We start from the raw sequence: 21,641 nt of genomic DNA, 5'->3' as shown, positions 1-21,641 counted from the left end.
TGTTTAGAGCCGGCTCCTGTAAGCAGACTCTGGTGGGTCGGTTCCACCATCTTATTTGCAGTTACGTGAAGCCTTTGCTTCACTCACAGCACACTCCGAGCCAGTGGGGGGAAACAATTTTAAAAACTTAACCCTCCCCATATATCCCCAAATGAAATTGATGATCTACAGCGCTAACCACCCCCCTGTACATACCTTCCGAATTAAATACCAGGCTACTATTTCCCTGAGCATCCACTCCTATTATACCTCCCTCACCTCCTAACTCCACTTGCTTCTCCAGTATCACTTTTTCCGCAGCCTCCTGCAAGGTCATGCCGGCATATTCCATTAAACACGATATATCATAAGCCACTACTCCTCTCAAAAAATATTCCCCGTAACCGGTACATGATATGGCGCAGGTATGATTATTGGCGTAGGTGCCGGCTCCAATTACCGAGCTGTCCCCTATCCTGCCGTACCGCTTGTTGGTCAAGCCTCCGGTTGATGTCGCTGCTGCCAGGTTTCCGTGCTGATCCAGCGCCACTGCGCCCACTGTACCAAATTTGCGATCGTCACTATGGTCGAGCGCCACTTTAGTGGAATTCCTTACGGACTGCCACTGCTGGTATCTGAGATCGGAATAAAAATACTCCTCCTCAACACACTCAAGCCCCGTTTCTTTTGCAAAAAGATGTGCTCCCTCACCTGACAAATATACATAGTCTTCGTTATCCAGTACCCTTCTACTCAAAATAACAGGATTTTTAATACACCTGACCCCAGCAACTGCGCCAGCGTTTAGTGTAGCTCCACACATCATTGAGGCTTCCATTTCATGACTACCGTCAGAGGTAAAAACAGAGCCCTTACCTGCATTAAACAAATCACTGTCTTCCAAAACGATCACAGCTCTTTCAACAGCATCCAGGCTGTTCCCTCCGTTTTTTAATACTTCATAGCCTGCTGCTAATGCCGATTTAAGCGCCACATTATATGCAGTTTCCTTTTCAGCGGTCATTTTAGATTTTAGAATAGTGCCCGCACCACCATGTATGGCTAATACAAAGTTGTTGTCCATAAAGATTGATAAGTTATTATATTATTGACTGAATTAAATCTGGTATGCAGAGCCAGATTAACAGTCGAAGATGGGCTGTAGGCTGAGCAGATTAAGAGGATTGGACAGTAAGCCGATGAATTTACACCGCTTAGTAGCTAAAAAGTAAGGATAGCTTAAGCCAATCATTTCTTGCATAGATCAATAATATCACTTTTTCTGAATTCCTGCAAATATTTCTATACCTATAGGTATGTCAAACCTTTAGGATACTACTGATTACCTATGACGGACAGAGTAATCAATACGCCCGCACCAATTTACCCTCCATGAAGTTGACATACGATCGATTGGCCACCCGCATACCACCTGCGGTTGGAAAGTTGCCGGTAAAATACCAGTCGCCCTGATGATTCGGACAGGCATGGTGCAGATTCTCCACTGTCTGGTAGATCACTTCGAGCTCTGCTTTCATCTCCTTTGGCTTCACTATTTCAGCAACTTTTTTAGATATCTGCTCATAAGAAAACTCGTTATACAACTTATTGACATAGTTGACGAGTTCCTTATTCACCAAAGCCTTCTGACAAAGATCATAAACCTCATCCATCAGGTACTCCTTATCACTGTCCTTCACCAACTGGATCATAGCACGGAAGGCGATGAATTCATTCATTTTAGACATGTCAATGCCATAACAATCCGGGAACCTGATTTGGGGAGCGGAGGAAACAATAACTATTTTCTTAGGCTCGAGCCTGTTAAGCATCGTCAAGATACTTTTTTCGAGTGTAGTGCCACGCACTATGGAGTCATCGATGATCACCAGCGTATCTATACCCTTTCGGATCACCTCGTAAGTAGTATCATATACGTGGGCCACCATTTCATCGCGGTGGTCATCGTCAGTAATAAAAGTACGCAATTTCGCATCTTTGATCACTATCTTTTCTACCCTCGGGCGAAACGATAAGAAATCTTCAATGGAATCAACATGAGGCTTACCATCCAGGATCACCTCTTTCCTTTTTGCACTCAGGTAGTTCTCCATGCCCTCCATCATACCCAAAAATGCTGTTTCGGCAGTATTGGGGATGTATGAAAATACCGTATTCTTTAAATCAAAATTGATAGCCTTCAGTATCTGCGGCACAAGAAGTCTACCCAACTCCTTTCGCTCATGATAAATACCCGGATCAGTACCTCTGGAGAAATATATTCTCTCAAAACTACATGATTTCTTTTCTTCAGGCTTCCTGAATTGATACTCCCCATACTGACCATTCTTCTTAATGATCAGTGCATGACCGGGAGTTATTTCTTTAATCTGATCGTAATCTACATTAAAAGCTGTTTTAATAGCGGGCTTTTCAGAAGCCACAACTATTACTTCATCATCAGCATAATAATAAGCCGGTCGTATACCTACAGGGTCGCGGGCAACAAAGGCATCGCCATGCCCCACCATACCTGCCATGGCATATCCGCCATCAAAATCCTTACATGCCCGGCTCAACACCTTCTGAAGGTCCAGCTCACTTTCAATCACTTCTGTGATCTCCTGGTTGGTGTACTGTTCTTTGTATTTGCGAAAAATATCGTTGTTCTCTTCATCAAGAAAGTGACCGATTTTCTCCATTACGGTTACAGTGTCTACCTTCTCTTTAGGGTGCTGACCAAGCTTTACCAAAATATCAAACAGTTCATCAACATTGGTCATATTAAAGTTGCCAGCCACCACGAGGTTCCTGCTTCGCCAGTTATTCTGTCTCAGGAAGGGATGGCAGTTTTCAATGCTGTTTTTACCATGGGTGCCGTAGCGGAGATGCCCTAACCACACCTCACCGGTAAAGGCGCAATTCTCCTTCATCCACCTTTCATCATAGTACTGGTCTTTCCCTTCCTTCTGAGCCTTTCTGTACTTCTTACCTATTTTTTCGAAGATCGTTTTTATCGGGTCCTGATCTATTGAGCGATAGCGGCTAATGTATCTCAGGCCTGGCTTTTGATCAATTTTAATGTTAGCTATACCAACACCATCCTGCCCCCTGTTTCTCTGCTTTTCCATTAAAATGTACATCTTGTTTACGGCATAGGTAGGAGAACCATATTTTTCGATGTAGTAAGAAAGTGGTTTTCGAAGCCGGATCATGGCTATACCACATTCATGTTTGATGCTATCACTCATGCTAAGAAATTAAAATGCAAAGCTAACACTATTAATCATTCTCATCAACCCATCCGGTTTAAAGAATAAGATCAACAATGCTAAAACCATAAAGAATCCCAAAAAATTCTCGATGGTATACAATTTTTTGGCTTTACCCTCATGAGCGCCTTCTTTAAAGATCATGAAATATGGGATCTTCAGATAATAGAAAAGTGAGACCACCGCGTTGAGCAGCCCGAAGATCAGCAAATACAACATCATGGTATGGTCGGTGGCGGCATAACCATCCCACAAGGCACTAAAAATAAGCAGTTTAGCAGTAAATCCTGCAGTGGGGGGCAACCCTGTCAGCGATATCATGATCACTACCAACACGGTAGCGATTAAAGGTGATGTCCTTACAAAACCCTTGTAGTCTTTAATATTAATAATATTGTACTCCCTTTCCAGGTAGCTGACATATATAAACGCAGCAACATTCATAAGTATGTAAATTGCAGCATAGAATAAAAGGCTTTGAATGGCCAGTTCGGAAAACGCCACTAGTCCGATCAGCAAAAACCCGGAATGAGCAATAGAGGAGTATGCCAGCATACGTTTTGCATTGTTCTGCCACAAAGCGGAAAAATTACCAATAGCAATAGTAAGCATGGCTACCACGGCCAATACAGCCGCCCAGTCGACCGGGCTAAAACCAAAAAGCTTGATTACTAACATCCACCTTACCAGTATGGCAAATCCTGCCAGCTTGGGAACTATTGAGAAGAATGCAACCACCGGAGTGGGTGCTGAAGTATATACATCAGGCGCCCAAATGTGCATTGGCGCTGCAGATATCTTAAATAAGAGCCCTGCCGTAACAAAAAGGCTTGCAATGATCAGCGGAAGAGCATCTGCTTTCATAAGCATCTCTAAGAAACTTTGCTCCGTAAATGCCAGCGACCCAGTGAAAGCATACAGCCATGACATGCCGAAGATCATGACCCCGGAAGCTGCCGCACCAAACAACAGGTATTTTAAACCCGCTTCCGTGCTATTTTTATTAAAACTAAAGGTAGTAAGAATATAAGAGCTAATGGAGATGACTTCAATACCAATAAAGATCATAAGCAGGTTACTTGCCATGGCCACCAGGTGAGCGCCAAAGACCACAGAAAGCATCAGGGCATAATACTCACCGCTTTTATCATACCAGCCTCTATATTTAAAGCCCATGAGTACCGTAAATAAGCCTCCCGTTCCAAACAAGATCTTCCACAGGATCGCTGCCCGGTCCAACGTAACCATATCCAGGAACAACTGCCGTACATTGTCTTCATGAAGCCACTGTCTGATATCAAAATAAAGTACCAACGCCAGCATAACCGCAGCTAAAACTCGCATGAGCAGCTCCTTTTTACCAATATTAAAAAGCCCAACAAAAACGATCAGTATGATCCCCCCTACCAGTATGACCTCCGGCAAAAAATATGGCAGGCTTGAATTGATACCCGTTAGTTTATGGTGCAGACCTTCTTCCATTAGTTGTTATGCGGAATTTTGAATTCATGGTTGTTGACGGTCTCTACAAATAGCGATACAGACTGGTTAATAAGATCCAGGATCAATCCCGGGAAAATTCCAAGCAATAGCGCCAGTACAAACAGCGGAATAAACATCAGGTATTCGCGCCTATTAATATCTGTCAAGCTGTTTGCTTCGACAGGTCCTTTGGTAAAGAATTGGCCAAAAAACATCCTTTGGATGGTCCATAAATAATATGAGGCGCTGAGGATAAGGCCTGTAGCCGCCAATATAGTCATCCATCGCGGGATAAGACCATTAACAACTGAAGAACTAAAAGACCCCAAAAGCACGAACACCTCAGCAATGAACCCCGAAAATCCCGGTAAGCCCATAGAGGCAAAGAAAAATATGATCACAAAAATGCTATACTTCGGCATTTTAGAGGCCAGACCTGAATAGTTTTCAATAATACGGTTATGACTCCGGTCATACACCACCCCTGCGATCAGGAATAATGCAGCAGAAATAATTCCGTGGCTCACCATCTGATATATGGCGCCACTTACCCCTTCTGAGGTCAACGAAGCCAGTCCGAGCAGAACAAAGCCCATATGGGAAACGGAAGAGTAGGCAATAAGCTTCTTCAGGTCGCGGCTTGCCAGAGCGCACATGGCTCCATAAATAATAGAGATTACACCAAACAACCCTATCCACCATGCGTAATGGATAGCGCCATCAGGAATGATCAGGTAGCCCGTACGTATGAGACCGTAAGCCCCTACTTTTAGAAGAACCCCTGCTAACACTACAGAAATAGGTGTAGGTGCCTCTACGTGTGCATCTGGCAGCCAGGTATGCACCGGCACAACGGGTATTTTTATTGCAAAACCGATAAAGAGAAGTAAGAAAGCCAGCAGACGAGCCGGTTGTCCCAGTAATTCCCTGACTACTTGTACATCCATAACGGAATTGGGGATGTAATTGCCGGGATCTGTCATGTACACCATATTAAAAGTATGTACTAAGTTCTCCACGGGCACCTGACGCGCCAATAACATATCCTGCACCTGCTGAACAATGTCGGGAGAAACATTTTCAATATTTGAAGCAAGATTTAATTCGACAGCCGTAGCAGCAGGATCAACTACCGACAGGTACAGCATGATCATCACTATCAGGATCAGAACGGAACCGAGCAAGGTGTATAAAAAGAACTTTATGGAAGCATAATCTCTCCTAGGGCCACCCCACAGGCCTATGAGAAAGTACATGGGCAGCAGCATAAACTCAAAGAAGAGGTAGAACAATAAGAAGTCAAGCGCCACAAAGCAGCCTATAATGGCGGCATTAAGCACCAGGTATAAACTGAAATATCCCTTTGCCTTTTCAGTGATATTCCATGACGACACCACCCCGATAAGCAGCACCACAACCGAAAGCAATACCATTGTAACACTCAATCCGTCCACCCCAACAAAATAATTTGCGGACAGCTTACCAAGCGATGCCAGCTCAAAATTGATCCAGGGCGTGAACTCAGTATATTGAAAACTTTCAATTTCCCTGACTCCCTGCAAGTTGTGATTAAAACCGAAATATATAACTCCCGCCAAAATCAGTTGAACAAAGCATACAAATAAGGCTATATATTTGTAAAACTGCTTAGCAGGCTGCGGCAACAACGCTATTATAACAGCAGCGGTCAATGGCAGAAATATTAATGTGGAGAGTAAGTAGTCGTTTAGCATTGATTACCAGATTATCCAGAGTATCATTAGCACCATGCCCATAATAGCGATCAGAATATAACTTTGAATCTTTCCGCCTTGTAATGATTTTGTCATTACCCCAACTCTGCCCGCAAAGAAAACAGAAAAATTCACAAAACCATCAACCACTGCTCTGTCTATCCAACTAATAGCATGTGCAATTATTACATTTATTACAGCAAAAGCATTAATAGCCCTGTCTATCACCTGTTTTTCAACTCGTGTAAGCCCCTGTGCAACTGCTGTTACAGGTTTTTTGACAAGTACATTAAAAAAATCATTCAAATACCAGTTATTATATGACAGGGCCTGAAGTTTATTCATTGTGGCCGGCCTTTTATAATATGTACGTTCATATTTGCTGCCCGGCCTGTACAGATACCATGCTACCACACCACCAGCGACTATCATGGCCATGGAGATCGCCATTACCTCCAGATGATTTCGCAGCGAAAGCTCAATAAGCCGGGGCTGCCAGTCAACAACAAAACCCGGTGATACAATTGTTGGCACTTCTATAGTCCCCAAAAACCAACTGTAGCTCTGGTCAAAAGGGTTTACAGACCAGATTATCCCAAAAGACATCACGCCAAGGACCACCAACACACCGCGCATCACTGGCGGAACCTCCTTTACTGCTTGCAAACCGGCCTGTTGGTCCTGTGAGGCTATTCTTAGCTTACCAAAAAAGACTAAAAACAGTTGTCTGAACATGTAAATAGCTGTAAGTACTACCGTAAAGAAGCCCAGGTCGGGTATAATGTAATGCCATGAGAGCGCCTCCTGCGACATCACATCAGCCCAGGCATATGCGCCTGAAAGAATTGCATCCTTAGATAAAAATCCTGAAAAAAATGGTATACCGATAAGCGCCAGGGTGGAAACCAGATACGCAAAAAATGTGAAAGGCATCCGTTTCCGCAGGCCACCCATATTCCGCATATCCTGAGCGTCAAAATGAGCGTTTGTTTTGTGTGCATATTCATGAAGCGCATAAATAACGGCTCCGGCTGCTAAAAACAGACAAGCTTTAAAAAACGCATGGGTAAACAGGTGAAACAGCGCTGCATCGTAGGCGCCAACGCCAATTCCCATCAACATATAGCCCAGTTGTGATATGGTAGAATAAGCCAGCACCTTCTTGATATCGTGCTGCGCCAGCGCAGCTACAGCTCCCATAAACGCGGTAACAGCGCCAATAGCAGCCATGAATGTCAGCGCGTTGATATCCAATAATACAAAAACACGGGCCATCAGAAATACACCTGCCGCTACCATAGTGGCAGCGTGAATAAGCGCTGAAACGGGGGTAGGCCCTTCCATGGCATCGGGCAACCATACCTGCAATGGAAACTGCGCTGATTTACCCATAGCACCTAAAAACAAGCCTATGCCTGCTATTGTAAGCCAGTCAGCATTCAGCGAATATCCTAAAAAGGATGTCCATTGACCATTTTGAATGGAAGAATTAGCCATTAAAGCCTCCAAGGCCTCCAGGTCAAAGGTTTTAAACTGGATCCAGAGCACTGCCAGACCTGTCAAAAAGCCCACATCTCCTATTCTATTAACAACAAAAGCCTTCTTTGCTGCCTTGGCAGCGCTTTCCTTGTCGTACCAGTGACTTATAAGCAGGTACGAAGAAAGTCCGACCAGTTCCCAGAAAATAAAAACAACAAGCAGATTATCAGCAAGCACAATGCCGAGCATCGAAAAGGTAAAAAGTCCTAAAAAGGAGAAATACCTTCTGTATCCCGGGTCGTCATGCATATAAGCTGTTGAATAGGTGTGAACCAGGAATGAAATAATATTCACCACCACCAGCATAAGTGCAGCGCTGTCATCCAAAAGTATGCCTGCCGTAAGCCTGGGTAGTCCCTCTATACTGAACCATTCGAGGCGGGTATGAAAATCAGGCCCCGACCACTTTAACTGTAAAAGATAAACTGATAGCAGAGCCCCCAGCAAAATAAGGCCGCTGGAAGCCCGGGAAGCTGCTTTACGAAACCTTTCCGGGCTTATAGCCATCAGTAAAAAGCTTATAAAGGGGAAAGCCAGTACCAAAAGGCAAAGCAGGGTTGGTGTACTCCAGGGTAGCGGACGTAGTAACTCTGTGTAATTCAAAACTTATCCTTTTAGCTGATTAATTTCGTTTAGGTTAGTAGTATTATAATACTTGTATACTTTCAAAATTATAGCCAGCGCCACCGCTGCCTCTGCCGCTGCCACCACGATCACAAACAAAGAAAAAAATTGTCCTTCAATCTGTACATTATCCAATCGACTAATGGCTACAAAGTTAACATTAGCCGCATTTAAGATCAGCTCAACTCCCATAAGCACCACAATGGCGTTTTTCCTGGTGATCACTACTGCCATTCCAATGCAAAATAAGATCGCACTCAGTATAAAGTAGTTTTCAATGGTCATTGATTTTCATTTTTATATCCTGCAATTGTAGCTGCCCCGATCAATGCAATTAGCAATAATATTGCTGCCACTTCAAAAGGCAAAATATAGTCGCTCATGAGGCCTATGCCCAATTGTTGCACATTATTTGTACCTGCTGTTGTTCCTCCACTTCCACTCAACAACGCAAAATTGATCCTAAATATGCCGTACAGAAGGAGTGTAAACAGCCCTCCACAAACAACTACAGCCCAAAATTTATTATGCGCCTCTGTAACCAGCGCTTTACCAGAAATTTTATTGGTAAGCATTACACCAAAGATCAACAGCACCACAATCCCACCTACATATATCATGATTTGTGTTATAGCTACAAACTCGGCCCCTGCCAACACATAAATAGCAGCCACTGCCAGGAAAGTAACGACCAGTGCAAAGGCTGAATAGAGTATATTCCTGGAAAACAATACCACGGCAGCCGATAGCACAGCTAACCCGGCAAAAAGGTAGAAAAGGATATCACTTATCGTCATCACCCTTTCCCTCGTCTTTTTTTCTCATGATTGGCTTTGGCTTTACTACCGGCTTTTTGGCCACAGGTTTTACCTTTGGCTTAAACTTAGGCTTTACGCCTGCTGGTTTGGCTATTGTCTTTTCCCCGGCTTTATCTTCGGACTTGCCTGCACTACTTTTTGTCACTTCTCCTCCAGCCCCTTTTTCAGCCATTTTCTGCTTCTCCATTGCCTCCAGCTCCTGCTTCTTTTCCAATATCTCCAATGGGGTCATAGTGGCGAATGAATAGATATGATCATCTACATCATATTCGCTGAAGTCATATGTTTTCGTCATGGTAAGACATTCGGTGGGACATACCGTTGTACACAAGCCGCAGAAGCAGCACAATCCCATATTGATATCGAATTTAGCTGCGTATATCCTTTTAGGTGTTCCATCCGAGGTCTTGCCGATTTCGCCTACAGCTCTAATAGGCTCAATATCTATACAATCTACAGGACAAATTTTAGCACACTTGTCGCATACAATACAATCATCAATTTCATTGTGTAACCTGTACCTTCCGTTGTCGGGTATGGGAAAGCTTTCATGCGGGTATTGAACGGTGACCAGGCCTTTGTCTTGTTCAAAGTAAGAGTCGTCACTTACAGGAACAGGCTTTCTCGAAAAGCGGGCATCTATTATATGCCTGAAAGTGAGCATTAAGCCACCCCACAAGGTGCTTACTGCTTGCCCAATATTGTTCCAGTAGCCTGACTTCATGCGTAAACATTGATTCGCCTGTAAACTTGATACAAATATTGGTCAGCTTATTAAGAAAAAGCAAGAAATATTAAAAAATCTTTAGAAAACGGGCTCTTTTTTTACTGTGAACTTAAATGAGCTTCCTTCACCTTCCGTACTCTCTACCCAAATTTCGCCTCCCATCCGTTCAACAAACTCTTTGCAAAGTTTAAGCCCCAGCCCGGTCCCTTTTTCATTGGCCGTACCCTTCGTAGTATAAAGTGTGGTTGTATTAAACAATTGTGCCTTCTGCTCTTCAGACATACCCATACCATTGTCTCTGATCTCCACAATAAGCCAGTCGTTATTCCTTTCTTCTACGGAAACTTCCACGAAACCCCCTTCACCGGTAAATTTGATAGAGTTAGCAATCAGGTTTCTAATGATAAGGTCCAGCATGTTCTTATCAGCCAGCACCATGGTTTTCTCCTCCACTTCGTTGAGAAAATGTATGTGTTTATCATTCACCTCTCTAAAGAAAGACAGGTTATCATCTACCAGGTGGTTCAGGTCCATTGTTTCCTCCTGAATGGTGATTTCATTCATCTGAACAAGCGCCCAGTCGAGCAAGTTGTCCAGTAGCTTACGCGTATTATCAAGGCGGGTTTTCAGTGACCTCGTCAGTTGCCGCAGCTCTTCCTGGGTAAGGCTACCTTCATCGAGCATATCCAGAATTCCTCCCAATGCATTGATAGGCGACCTGAGATCATGTGACACGATTGAGAAAAATTTATCCTTCATCTCAAGCAGGCCTGCAAGCTCCCTACTTTGCTCTTCCATTTCCTTTTGATGCGCCACAAGCAGGTTATTGATCTTTTTACGTCTGACACTGCTTCGGTACAGGGTGATTAATAATACTCCGGTAAAAGCCAGTATTACTACAAGAATATTTCTGAAAAACTCCTCATTCTGAAGTTGCACTTTCCTTTGCTCTTCCTTTTGGTTAAGGAGTGCGATCTCCATATCCTTATTGGCCATCTCATACTTGATCTGGATCTGAGCAAACTGTTCTTTCTGCCTTTCACTGAACACACTGTCTTCCAGCGCCTTGTACATCTTATAATATTTCAACGACTGCGCATATTCTCCCAACTTCTCATGCAACTTCGAAATTTCATGGTAGGCCTGGATAATTAATTCATTATTCTCCCTCTCCTTTGCCATTTTCAGGCTCAGATCAAACAGTGCCGCGGCTTGAGTGTGTTCACCCATTTTCATCCTGGTTTTACCCATTCCCAAATAGGTCTCCGTGATACCACTCTTACTGTTAAGCTCCTGGAACCTCTCTAATGCCCGCTCATAATATTCCATGGCCTCCTCAAAATTATTCAGGTGCTCGTGAGCAAGTGCGATTTTTCCCATAATCTGAGGTATCAATATGATTACTTCCAATTTCTCACCAAGCTCCAGCGCCTCCTTAAGTTCCTCCAGAGCTTTGTCGTAGTGCCCTTCCAGGATAAGGATCTCACCAATATCGTGACCAGAATATGCCAACCCCTCAAGGTCATCTATAACACGGCTCATCTTCATCGAATTTTCTATGTACTCTCTTGCCTTTTCAAGTTGCCCCATGGATTTCAACACCCTGCCGATATTGTAGGTGGCAATAGCTACGGACAGTTTATCATTAACTTCCTGTGCTTTTTTTAAGCTTTGCTGGTAATAGTCGTAGGCATCACTGAAAAGGTCCAGATCAAAGTAATCTTCTCCTATGCTATTCAGCGTCATGGCTATTCCAGCGCCAATATTCATCTGCTTATACAACCTCAAAGCCTCAAGGTCGTACTTCAGCGCCTCTTTATAATTACTTTGAACGTTGTGATAGCCGGCCAGCATTTCATCAGCAAACGCCTGGTAAAGTGTATCTTGTAGTTTAACAGCGAAATCCCGCGCCCTTTCCGCCAAAAGAATGGAAGTGTCTACATTCTCATAATGATATTCATTGATGATATAAAATAAGAGTTCCAACTTGAGAGAGTCGGAGTTGGTCCTGTTGTATTCATTTGTCAGGCTGTCGATCCTGGCTGCATCCTGTCCCTGACAATAGCCACCAACGAGCCAACAGAGCAGAAATATGTTAAGATACTTTTTCAAAATTGCTTTTAATATACGATTAAATCATCAACAATCTCCAAATCCCTGATAATAATAATATTACCAATGCTGCGGGAGTCAGATACTTCCATCCAAGTGTCATCAGTTGATCAATACGAACCCTCGGGTATGTCCATCTCACCCACATTTGGATCAGTACAACTGTCATGGCTTTACCAATTAGCCAAAAGGCGCTCCATAATGTACCGTACAGGGTGCCTGGCTCCCCTGTTGTCCACTCGGCCAGCATCACAGGGCCAATATTCGGTAGCGGGGTATTCCAGCTTCCAAAAAATAAAATCACTCCAAGGAAAGAAACCAATAGCATCATTCCGTACTCTGCCAGCATGATCACCGACCAGCGAAAACCGGAATATTCAGTTTGAAACCCAGCCACCAGTTCTGATTCAGCTTCCGGCAGGTCAAAGGGGGCGCGGTTACTTTCAGCAAGAGAGGAGATAAAAAAGATCAGCCATGCAAAAAATAGCAGTGGCATCCGCACTACATTCCAGGTTAAGAAGCCACCTATGCTGGTCACATCTATTCCTAAAGCTTTTATTCCAAAAAGATAGTTGATTTCATTGCTCCATATTCCCTGTTGCAGTGATATTTCCTGCAAATCGAGCGTTTGGCATATAACCACAGCAGAAAGTACACTTAGTGTGAGTGGTACTTCATAAGAGATAATTTGCGCAGCGGACCGCATGGCACCGAGTAGCGCATATTTGTTGTTGGAACCCCAACCTGCCATTATAATTCCTATTACATCCAGAGAAACAATAGCCAGCAGGTAAAAGACACCGGTCTGAACAGGAGCTCCTTGCCACGATGAGGTAACCGGCAATACGGCAAAACCTGCAAACAGGAAAACAAAGATCAGTACGGGTGCCGTTAAAAAAAGCTTTCTGTCAGCCGCCCTAGGCACTATGTCTTCTTTTTGAAGGAGCTTGAGCAAGTCAGCCACTGTCTGAAGGATACCGTAATACCCCACCTCCATTGGTCCATACCTATCTTGTATGAAAGCAGATACCTTCCGCTCTGCATAGACAGCCAACACCGTAAATAAGAGTAAAAATGGAAGAAAGAATAATATTGTTGACATGTAAAAATTTTAGGTCTGGACTCCTCAATACTCTTAAGTTAAACGATTGACTGTTTTTTTGGCTTCACCCTAAATCCCTCTCCTAAAGGAAAAGGACTTTCAAAACGGACTTAACTTAATAGCATTGCCGGGCTCTTGCACAACAAAATAAATCAATCCACAGGAATAATATAAAGTATTTATTCTAATATATCACATGAGGCTTGTTCAAAAAGTAAAAATGTTCGCTCAATCCCATAGAGGGTACCTTTCCAGGTGCACTAGTTTTCTAAAAAATATTTTGGTGGAAGCCTCAAATGATTCGGTGTAGTCTGATACCAGGAAGGCGTCTGTTCCCTCCTCAGGCATGGTTGTGAGCAAATGGTGCTCTGACAAATACGCTTTCAGGTATTTGGCCGTGATCTCGGAAGAATCAAGTATGGTCACCTTTCCTTTATAGTAATCATCTATTTCCTTTTTGACCAGGGGATAATGTGTACAACCCAGGATCAGCGCCTCAATGCCCTGCAAGGCCGGGTCGCTGAGGTATTTTTCAATTATCTCGTGGCTGATCCTGTTATTAAAAAATCCTTCTTCGATCATAGGTACCAGTAATGGTGTAGCCAGGGAAGTAAGCTTGATATCCTTTTTCAACTGCCTGATCTTTCTAGCATAGACATTCGACTGTACTGTGCGTTTTGTGCCGATCAGACCTATTTTTTTGCCTTCAAATTTTTCACTCACATAAGCGATCATTGGATCAATCACGTTAATGACCTTTGCTCTTTTACCGGTATACTCTTTCAGCAGTTCATAGGCAGCCGAGCTGGCAGAATTACAGGCTATCACGATCACCTTGCAGCCCTTTTTCATCAGCACATCCGCTATTTTTATAGAATACGCCTGCACAGCAGCCTCAGATTTATCGCCATACGGCAAATGGGCTGTATCTCCAAAATATATCATCGACTCCTGCGGTAATGCTTTGCGAATAGCATATGCCACAGTCAGGCCCCCTATGCCACTATCAAATATTCCGATAGGGCTGTTTGCATCAATTTTCATATTGTAGTTTATCTGGCTTCAAAATTATTGAAATCTATCCGATATTAAACCGGATACAGGCATTTTGAAAAGGCTGTGCCCACACTCCCGTTTATCTGATGTACGTGAGTCATATATTTTAAACTCATACGATTTAGTAAATATTTGTATTATTGCATTTCCAACAAGACCAAAACAAGAAACTATGAGTAATAACATACTTAAAGGGAAGAGAGGTATTATTTTCGGTGCCCTAAATGAGGATTCGATAGCATGGAAAACAGCTCTTAAAGCGCATGAAGAAGGAGCTCAATTTGTTTTGACCAATGCTCCCATTGCCTTGCGCATGGGCGAGATCAATAAGCTTGCGGAACATTGTAATGCCGAAATAATTCCAGCAGATGCTACTTCCATTGAAGATCTTACCACCCTCTTTGAAAAGTCTATGGAGGTATTGGGAGGAAAGCTGGACTTCGTTCTTCACTCAATAGGTATGAGCCCTAACGTAAGAAAAGGCAAATCATATGGTGACCTGAATTATGACTGGTTTTTAAAAACACTCGATATTTCAGGCGTTTCCTTCCATAAAGTACTTCAAACCGCCGAAAAAACCGATGCCATGAATGAATGGGGTTCTGTGCTGGCTTTAACTTATATAGCTGCACAGCGTACATTCCCTGATTATTCCGATATGGCCCAGGCTAAATCGGTATTGGAATCAATAGCAAGAAGCTATGGGTACAGGTTTGCTAAACTGAAAAACATACGGGTAAACACCATCTCTCAGTCGCCAACAATGACTACCGCCGGAAGTGGTGTATCAGGATTTGACGCCTTCTTCGATTATGCAGACAAGATGTCTCCTCTTGGAAATGCCAGCGCTGAGGATTGTGCCAATTACATCATCATGATGTTTTCAGACTACACCCGAATGGTAACGATGCAAAATCTGATGCATGATGGTGGATTCTCGAATTCCGGGATTACTGAAGATATCATTGCTCAGTTGACGAAATAATTTAGATTTGAGATGTGAGATATGAGATGTGAGACTTAACGGCTCATGATACTCATATCTCATTCCCTCTTCCAATTCATACTTTTACCCCATTTTCAGATTTCCCATTTTCCTATTTCAGATTTCCAAATGGTTGTTTTCCCCAATGCAAAGATCAATTTAGGATTAAACATTCTTTCCAAAAGAGAGGACGGCTACCATAACATTTCATCGGCTTTCTACCCGATACCTTTGCAGGACGTTCTTGAGATGCTACCAGCGAAACAGCTACAATTTGATACCTCAGGCCTGGGAATTCCGGGCAATACCGAGAGCAATCTTATTTTGAAAGCATACCACCTGCTTCAGTCCAAGTACAATTTACCACCGGTACATATTCATCTACACAAGGTTATTCCTATGGGTGCCGGGTTAGGTGGTGGTTCTGCTGACGCAGCTTACGCTATAAAGGTATTGAATGAACTATTTGAACTTGGCCTGACGCCAGATACAATGGAAGGGTATGCGGGTTACCTGGGCAGCGACTGCCCCTTTTTTATAAGAAATAAACCTATCTTGGCCGAGGGCACAGGCAATGTGTTTTCGGATATAGCAATAGATCTATCCGGAAAGTGGCTGGTGCTGATCTGTCCGAATATCCACGTTAGCACTGTAGAAGCATATAGCAGAGTGAATACTGGCAAGCCACAATATAATTTAAAGGAAACGATCGAAACAACGCCAATAGCTGAGTGGAAAGACAGGGTGAAAAATGATTTTGAAGATTCTGTATTTCAGCTACACCCTCATTTAGCAGAAATCAAGGATGAATTATATAGGTTAGGAGCAGCATATGCATCCATGACAGGGTCTGGTTCCAGCATTTATGGTCTCTTTGAAGCTGACCCTGGAAAACTTCCTTTAGCCGATATTTGCTGGCAAGGCCAACTTTCATAGGGGCTTTGACTGTTCACACGTGGTACCAATCTATCGTGACAGCACCCGGTACATCAAAACAGAAACACCTGCAAATATCAGGTTAGGTATCCACACCATAAAAGCAGGATCGAAGCCATCCACCTGAGCTATAGTTTTGGTAAAAGTAAACACAACAATGTAAAAGAAGGCCAGGAAAAAACCCAGTGCCAATTGGAATCCCACCCCTCCTCGGTGCTTGCGAGATGACACAATTACACCCAAAAAAGTAAGGATCAGCATCGCAAACGGAGAAGTAAAGCGAATATATTTTTCAATTTCATATTCTGCTACATTGGTGGCCCCTCTGATGTGAAGTTTGGTTATGTGTGCTTCAAGTTCGGGAATAGTCATGGCATCATATCGCTTATAGTCATTTTCAAACTCGCTGGGATGAATGGCAAGAGCAGTATCCATAGCGATTCCCTTCTCAATTTTCTCACTATATCCCTCCAAGTGGTGCAATTTCCAATTGCTCAGGCTCCACTTCTTCTTTTCGGCATCCCATAAAATCTGCTGAGCAGTTAATTTTTCCACCAATTCAGTACCACGAACTTTCTCTAAAGTAAAATACTGTCCCTTATGCTCTTGGTTGTTATATTCAGTGAGATAAAAGTAAACATCAGGCGCAAGCTGAGAGTGGTAATTCCTCTTATCAAATTTGTACGGACTTTTCAGGTATTTCACTTCAAATGCCACTCTATCCTTATTTGATTGGGGGATCACCCACCCGGTAAGAACAAGGCTGCCAATGGCAATAACAACTGCTCCGGTCATGTAAGGCACCAGCATACGTTTGAAGGAGATCCCACTACTTAAGATCGCTATTATCTCCGTCCTCCCGGCAAGTTTGGAAGTAACAAATACTGTAGCAATAAACATGGTAAGCGGAGAGATATAATTGGCAATCCAGGGGATGTAATCCAAATAATAGCCCGCCACCTCCTTAGCCGATAAATTAGCCTCAGCAAAATCATCGGCGTTGTCGGAGTAATGAATAACAACAATAACTGCTACAATTATAAAGACAGTAAAAACAAAAGCTCCCAGAAACTGCTTTAAAATGTATCTGTCCAATAATTTCATCTAACGCTGTAAGTTTGGGTTAATGAATGGAGTAAAAGCAAATAACGGACCGACTTTTTGAATTTACGATTTACGAATTTTGAATGATTGAATGATTGAATGATTGGATGAGGGAAGAGGGAATAAAGGAATGAAGGAATGAAGGAATAAAGGAATGAAGGAATGAAGGAATGAAGGAATGAAGGAATGAAGGAATGAATGACTACCGCAGGTTATCTACCTCAAGGGCCTTTCTTTTTAGCCTTTTATTGATGACTGGATAAGCCAGAACGGATAGCAGAATAATGAATGTTCCCAAATAAAACCCTGGCTGCATCTGTTCCTTTTCACCAAAAACGAGTACTGCCAGAACAATGCCATAGACCGGCTCCAGGTTCACTGTCAGGTTCACAACGAAGGCTGAGATCCGCTTCATGAGCTCTACCGAAACTGAGAAGGCGTAAACCGTACATATCACAGCCAAAACCAACAAGTAAAGCCAGTCCATAGCCGTAGGTACCAGTTGTAACATACCATCTTCCGCAAAAAATGTGATATAAATGGGGAAGAATACAGAAGTGCCCAAAAATGCTCCCAGCATTTCATAGAAGGTGATCATGTAAGGATTATGCTTTTTGGTAAGCTGCCCGTTGATCACGGAAAACAATGCCGCTAAAAATGCTGAAACCACGGCCATCGCGAGCCCCAAAGCGTGGTTAAATTCAAACCTGAAAATGATATAAAGTCCGCCAATTACCACCAGCCCGAGAATAACTTCAAACAGCTTAATACTTCTTTTATTCACCCATGGCTCTACGAAGCTGGTCCATAGCGAGCAGGTAGCCATTCCCGCCAGGCAAACTGAGGCGGTTGACACCCTGGCGGCTGCAAAGAATAAAATCCAATGTGCAGCAATAATAAATCCCGTGCCCAGGATTTTCAGCACCTCTTTATATCCCAGCAAAAAATTATGCTTTCGAAAGTGTAGTACAACGCCCAGAGCCATAAAAGCCAGCATGGTTCTGTACCATACTATCTCAACAGAAGGGATAGTGATCAACAGGCCAAGGATAGCGGTAAAACCCCATATCCACACTATAAAATGAAGCTTCAGATAATCCTTTGTTGTGGACATTACCGTGGTACGTATTTATACATGATCAGCGATATCCCTCCAAACAGGATATTTGGAAACCATACGGAAATGGCAGGGTCAATACCTCCCCCGGCCTCAGCAATTGTTTTGGTCATGATAAACAAAAGAATGTATATGAATGACAAGAGAAAACCCAGCGCTATCTGAAAACCAGCACCTCCCCTGGTCTTCCTGGCAGACACGATCACTCCCATAAAGGTGAGGATCAGCACCGCAAATGGCGATGTAAAGCGCACATATTTTTCCACTTCAAACACCTCCACATTGCTGGCGCCACGAAGTCTCAGCTTGGCTATTTGCTCATCCAGTTCATTAATAGTCATGGCATCATAGCTACGATAGTCGTTATCAAATTCACTGGGATGGATAGCTAAGGTGGTATCCATTTCCTTCCCCTCATCTATCCTTTCCACATCCCCTGCGATGCTATGCCACTTCCAGTTGGTCAGTGACCATTTCTGCTTTTCCTCATCCCATTTTATCCGGGAGGCGGATAGCTTTTCCAATAACCTTGTACCCTCAACACGCTCCAGGGTAAAATCATAACCCATATCCGACTGGTTGTTATAGCTGCGCATATACAGATAGGTGTTGGGCGCCACCTGTATATGATAATTGGTCTTATCAAAGTAGTATTTACTCTTCAAATACTCTATTTCAAAAGCCACTCTGGATTTGTTTGAATCAGGAATAACCCAGCCTGTGAGGTAGAAGCTCGTAATGGCTATCAGCATTGAGCCAATAAAATACGGAAGCAGCATACGTCTGAAAGAAACACCGCTGCTCAATATGGCAATGATCTCGGTATGCCCGGCCATTCGTGCTGTAACGAATACGGTGGCAATAAAAACTGTCAGGGGAGTGATAAAATTGGCAATCCAGGGAACAAAATCCATATAATAGCCTATTACCTCCGCAGTAGAAAGTTCAGCTTTGGCGAATTTCTCAGTTTTCTCGGTGATGTCGATAACAAGTATAATAGACACGATGATCAACACCGTGAATATGAATGATCCAAGAAACTTCTTCAGTATGTATTTGTCTATTATCTTCATTTATAGCCTCTGAGAAACCTTTTTTACCATCCCTGATTTCCATTCTGCAAAAGTGCCGGCTTCAATCTGAGCCCTGGCTTCCCCCACCAACCATAGGTAAAAAGTCAGGTTGTGAATACTCGCTATTTGAGCCCCCAAAATTTCCTTGCTTATGATCAAATGCCTAAGATACGCCTTTGAATAGAAAGTATCGACATATCCGGATAATTCAGGATCAACCGGACTAAAATCGCTTTCCCACTTTTTGTTTTTAATATTAATGATCCCTTCTGAGGTAAAAAGCATACCATTCCGGGCATTCCGGGTAGGCATTACACAGTCGAACATATCAATGCCAAGCGTTATGCATTCCAATATGTTAGCCGGGGTACCCACACCCATCAGGTACCTGGGTTTATCGTAAGGCAAAATATCACAAACAAGCTCTGTCATCTCATACATCATCTCTGCAGGCTCACCTACTGATAATCCGCCAATAGCATTACCCTCTCTTTGATATGATGCAATTACTTCGGCAGATTGCTTTCTAAGATCTTTATACACACTACCCTGAACGATGGGGAATAACGTTTGGCTGTAGCCGTACTTTCCTTCCGTTTTGTCGAAATACTCACAGCATCTTTTTAGCCACCGGTGGGTCATGTGCATAGACTGTTCGGCATAGTCATACTCACAGGGATAGGGCGTACATTCATCAAAAGCCATAATAATGTCAGCCCCGATTGTTCTCTGAATATCCATTACAGCCTCAGGAGTAAAAATATGCTTCGAACCGTCAATGTGTGATTTGAAAGTTACGCCCTCTTCCTTTATCTTCCTGGTTTCCGAAAGAGAATAAACCTGATAACCTCCGCTGTCCGTTAGAATTGGCCTGTCCCAACCGTTGAACTTGTGCAAGCCTCCCGCCTTTTCAATGATCTCCAGTCCGGGCCGAAGATACAGGTGATAGGTATTTCCTAAAATGATCTGTGCCTTTATATCTTCTTTCAGCTCTCGTTGATGTACAGCTTTAACCGACCCTGCTGTACCTACAGGCATAAATATCGGGGTCTTGATCTCCCCATGATCTGTAGTAATTATACCCGTTCTGGCTTTACTACCTTTGTCTGTTGCCTCTAGCTTAAATTCCATTCCTTGATTTTCAAAACAGGCACAAAAATAGGGTTAATATTAGAAAGGTTGTTAATGATTAGCACTTTCCTATTTAATGGGCATAAAAGCACGACAGGCCTGATCGATAACTCACCTGAAGCGGATGAAGTACTACCAATATACTACTTTTACTTTCTTGGGTTTATCAAAATGATGATCTCTGGTGGCAATAATGAAGTTGTGTTGAAGAGCTAAGGCAGAAATCCACACATCATTTTCAGGAATTGGTGTTCCTGATGCTTTCAACTGTGCCTTAATTTGACCGTAGAACAATGCAGTTTCTTCATCTACATAGACGACTCCATAGTTTGCAATAAATTCGCTAAGTTCCCTAAGCCGTAATTTCTGACGAGCAGATGCATAAGCTCCAAAATACAATTCGCCCACAACCACTGATGGAATAACTACTTTTTTAACAGATAACTGATGTCTCAGGCTCTCATCATTTGCAAAAAGGTCTACGATGATATTCGTGTCTATCAAATAAATACTACCAGTCCTCTTCATTTATTTGTTCGCATCCTTCGGCAATAACTTTTTTAATTTCTTCGGCTTCGTCCTTCGACCATATCCCCACAAATTTATCTACTTCTGGTTTTGGATTAGTCATAGGTTTAGACCGAAGTAATTCCTCCATTTTATCTAAAATAGAATTGTCTTTAATCTTTAAGAAAGCCTCAATTAGTCTAAGTTTTCTGGTTTGGATATCCATAAGAATGCATTTTTGGATAATGTGAAGATAACATTTTTATTTAACTTTCAGTTTCGAAGCCGGACATATCTAGCGGTAACACCGAGTACAAATTTACATGAAGATTACAAAGGTCACT

Annotated in this window: 19 protein-coding genes; 2 read left to right on the top strand and 17 right to left on the bottom strand. The window is 42.9% G+C overall.

Translation table 11 applies throughout. The features are described from left to right. Positions 1 to 127: 127 nt before the first annotated feature. The 11 genes from C900_RS15955 to murI form a co-directional block, all read right to left on the bottom strand. Positions 128 to 1,063 carry an isoaspartyl peptidase/L-asparaginase family protein gene (locus tag C900_RS15955; protein WP_009581087.1) on the bottom strand — a complete coding sequence of 312 codons (936 nt, stop codon included), beginning with the start codon at positions 1,061 to 1,063 and terminating at the stop codon, positions 128 to 130. A gap of 280 nt (positions 1,064 to 1,343) precedes the next feature. Next, complete coding sequence (locus C900_RS15950; protein WP_009581086.1) at positions 1,344 to 3,230, bottom strand: amidophosphoribosyltransferase; 1,887 nt, start codon at positions 3,228 to 3,230, stop codon at positions 1,344 to 1,346. Positions 3,231 to 3,239: 9 nt separating this feature from the next. Further along, entirely contained in the window at positions 3,240 to 4,733 is a 1,494-nt protein-coding gene (locus C900_RS15945) for an NADH-quinone oxidoreductase subunit N (RefSeq protein WP_009581085.1), read from the bottom strand. After that, positions 4,733 to 6,466 (bottom strand): complex I subunit 4 family protein, encoded by a 1,734-nt coding sequence (locus tag C900_RS15940; protein ID WP_009581084.1) that lies wholly within the window; start codon positions 6,464 to 6,466, stop codon positions 4,733 to 4,735. Before C900_RS15940 ends, C900_RS15945 begins: the two co-directional genes overlap by 1 nt. Before the next feature lie 3 nt (positions 6,467 to 6,469). Continuing rightward, positions 6,470 to 8,608, bottom strand: a complete 2,139-nt coding sequence (gene nuoL, locus C900_RS15935; RefSeq protein ID WP_051052865.1) for an NADH-quinone oxidoreductase subunit L — start codon at positions 8,606 to 8,608, stop codon at positions 6,470 to 6,472. A 3-nt stretch (positions 8,609 to 8,611) separates the two neighbouring features. After that, positions 8,612 to 8,914 (bottom strand): NADH-quinone oxidoreductase subunit NuoK, encoded by a 303-nt coding sequence (gene nuoK / locus C900_RS15930; protein WP_009581082.1) that lies wholly within the window; start codon positions 8,912 to 8,914, stop codon positions 8,612 to 8,614. Further along, the gene (locus C900_RS15925) at positions 8,911 to 9,426 is read right to left on the bottom strand and encodes an NADH-quinone oxidoreductase subunit J family protein (protein WP_009581081.1); all 516 of its coding nucleotides are present in this window, start codon (positions 9,424 to 9,426) and stop codon (positions 8,911 to 8,913) included. Before C900_RS15925 ends, nuoK begins: the two co-directional genes overlap by 4 nt. Beyond that, positions 9,413 to 10,171 carry a 4Fe-4S binding protein gene (locus C900_RS15920; protein WP_009581080.1) on the bottom strand — a complete coding sequence of 253 codons (759 nt, stop codon included), beginning with the start codon at positions 10,169 to 10,171 and terminating at the stop codon, positions 9,413 to 9,415. The genes C900_RS15925 and C900_RS15920 overlap by 14 nt, the downstream gene beginning before the upstream one ends. A gap of 81 nt (positions 10,172 to 10,252) precedes the next feature. After that, positions 10,253 to 12,286 (bottom strand): ATP-binding protein, encoded by a 2,034-nt coding sequence (locus C900_RS15915; protein WP_009581079.1) that lies wholly within the window; start codon positions 12,284 to 12,286, stop codon positions 10,253 to 10,255. A gap of 19 nt (positions 12,287 to 12,305) precedes the next feature. Then, positions 12,306 to 13,388: a complex I subunit 1/NuoH family protein gene (locus C900_RS15910; protein ID WP_009581078.1), complete on the bottom strand. Its 1,083-nt coding sequence runs from the start codon at positions 13,386 to 13,388 to the stop codon at positions 12,306 to 12,308. Between the two features lie 228 nt (positions 13,389 to 13,616). After that, on the bottom strand, positions 13,617 to 14,432 hold the full coding sequence (murI, locus tag C900_RS15905; protein WP_009581077.1) for a glutamate racemase: 816 nt from the start codon (positions 14,430 to 14,432) through the stop codon (positions 13,617 to 13,619). A gap of 184 nt (positions 14,433 to 14,616) precedes the next feature. Between murI and C900_RS15900 the strand changes: the two genes are divergently transcribed. Continuing rightward, positions 14,617 to 15,429 (top strand): enoyl-ACP reductase FabI, encoded by an 813-nt coding sequence (locus tag C900_RS15900; RefSeq protein ID WP_009581076.1) that lies wholly within the window; start codon positions 14,617 to 14,619, stop codon positions 15,427 to 15,429. 129 nt (positions 15,430 to 15,558) lie between these two features. Further along, entirely contained in the window at positions 15,559 to 16,365 is an 807-nt protein-coding gene (gene ispE / locus C900_RS15895) for a 4-(cytidine 5'-diphospho)-2-C-methyl-D-erythritol kinase (protein ID WP_009581075.1), read from the top strand. Positions 16,366 to 16,395: 30 nt separating this feature from the next. Here ispE and C900_RS15890 read toward each other — a convergent pair whose 3' ends face one another. From C900_RS15890 to C900_RS15865, 6 genes are all read right to left on the bottom strand, one after another. Then, on the bottom strand, positions 16,396 to 17,469 hold the full coding sequence (locus C900_RS15890) for an LptF/LptG family permease (protein WP_040496916.1): 1,074 nt from the start codon (positions 17,467 to 17,469) through the stop codon (positions 16,396 to 16,398). Between the two features lie 202 nt (positions 17,470 to 17,671). Then, a complete protein-coding gene (locus tag C900_RS15885) occupies positions 17,672 to 18,583 on the bottom strand; it encodes a DMT family transporter (protein ID WP_009581073.1) in 912 nt (303 codons plus the stop codon). After that, positions 18,583 to 19,659: an LptF/LptG family permease gene (locus C900_RS15880; RefSeq protein ID WP_009581072.1), complete on the bottom strand. Its 1,077-nt coding sequence runs from the start codon at positions 19,657 to 19,659 to the stop codon at positions 18,583 to 18,585. The genes C900_RS15885 and C900_RS15880 overlap by 1 nt, the downstream gene beginning before the upstream one ends. Next, positions 19,660 to 20,790 carry a tRNA guanosine(34) transglycosylase Tgt gene (gene tgt, locus C900_RS15875; protein WP_009581071.1) on the bottom strand — a complete coding sequence of 377 codons (1,131 nt, stop codon included), beginning with the start codon at positions 20,788 to 20,790 and terminating at the stop codon, positions 19,660 to 19,662. A 132-nt stretch (positions 20,791 to 20,922) separates the two neighbouring features. After that, positions 20,923 to 21,318, bottom strand: coding sequence for a type II toxin-antitoxin system VapC family toxin (locus C900_RS15870; RefSeq protein ID WP_040496915.1), 396 nt, complete (start codon positions 21,316 to 21,318; stop codon positions 20,923 to 20,925). Next, on the bottom strand, positions 21,302 to 21,523 hold the full coding sequence (locus tag C900_RS15865; protein ID WP_040496914.1) for a hypothetical protein: 222 nt from the start codon (positions 21,521 to 21,523) through the stop codon (positions 21,302 to 21,304). Before C900_RS15865 ends, C900_RS15870 begins: the two co-directional genes overlap by 17 nt. Positions 21,524 to 21,641: the final 118 nt, after the last annotated feature.

This window comes from Fulvivirga imtechensis AK7, from assembly GCF_000331535.1.
Classification (GTDB): Bacteria; Bacteroidota; Bacteroidia; order Cytophagales; family Cyclobacteriaceae; genus Fulvivirga; species Fulvivirga imtechensis.
The sequence above is the reverse complement of the archived record's forward strand: the minus strand, read 5'-3'. Positions and strand labels throughout refer to the sequence as shown.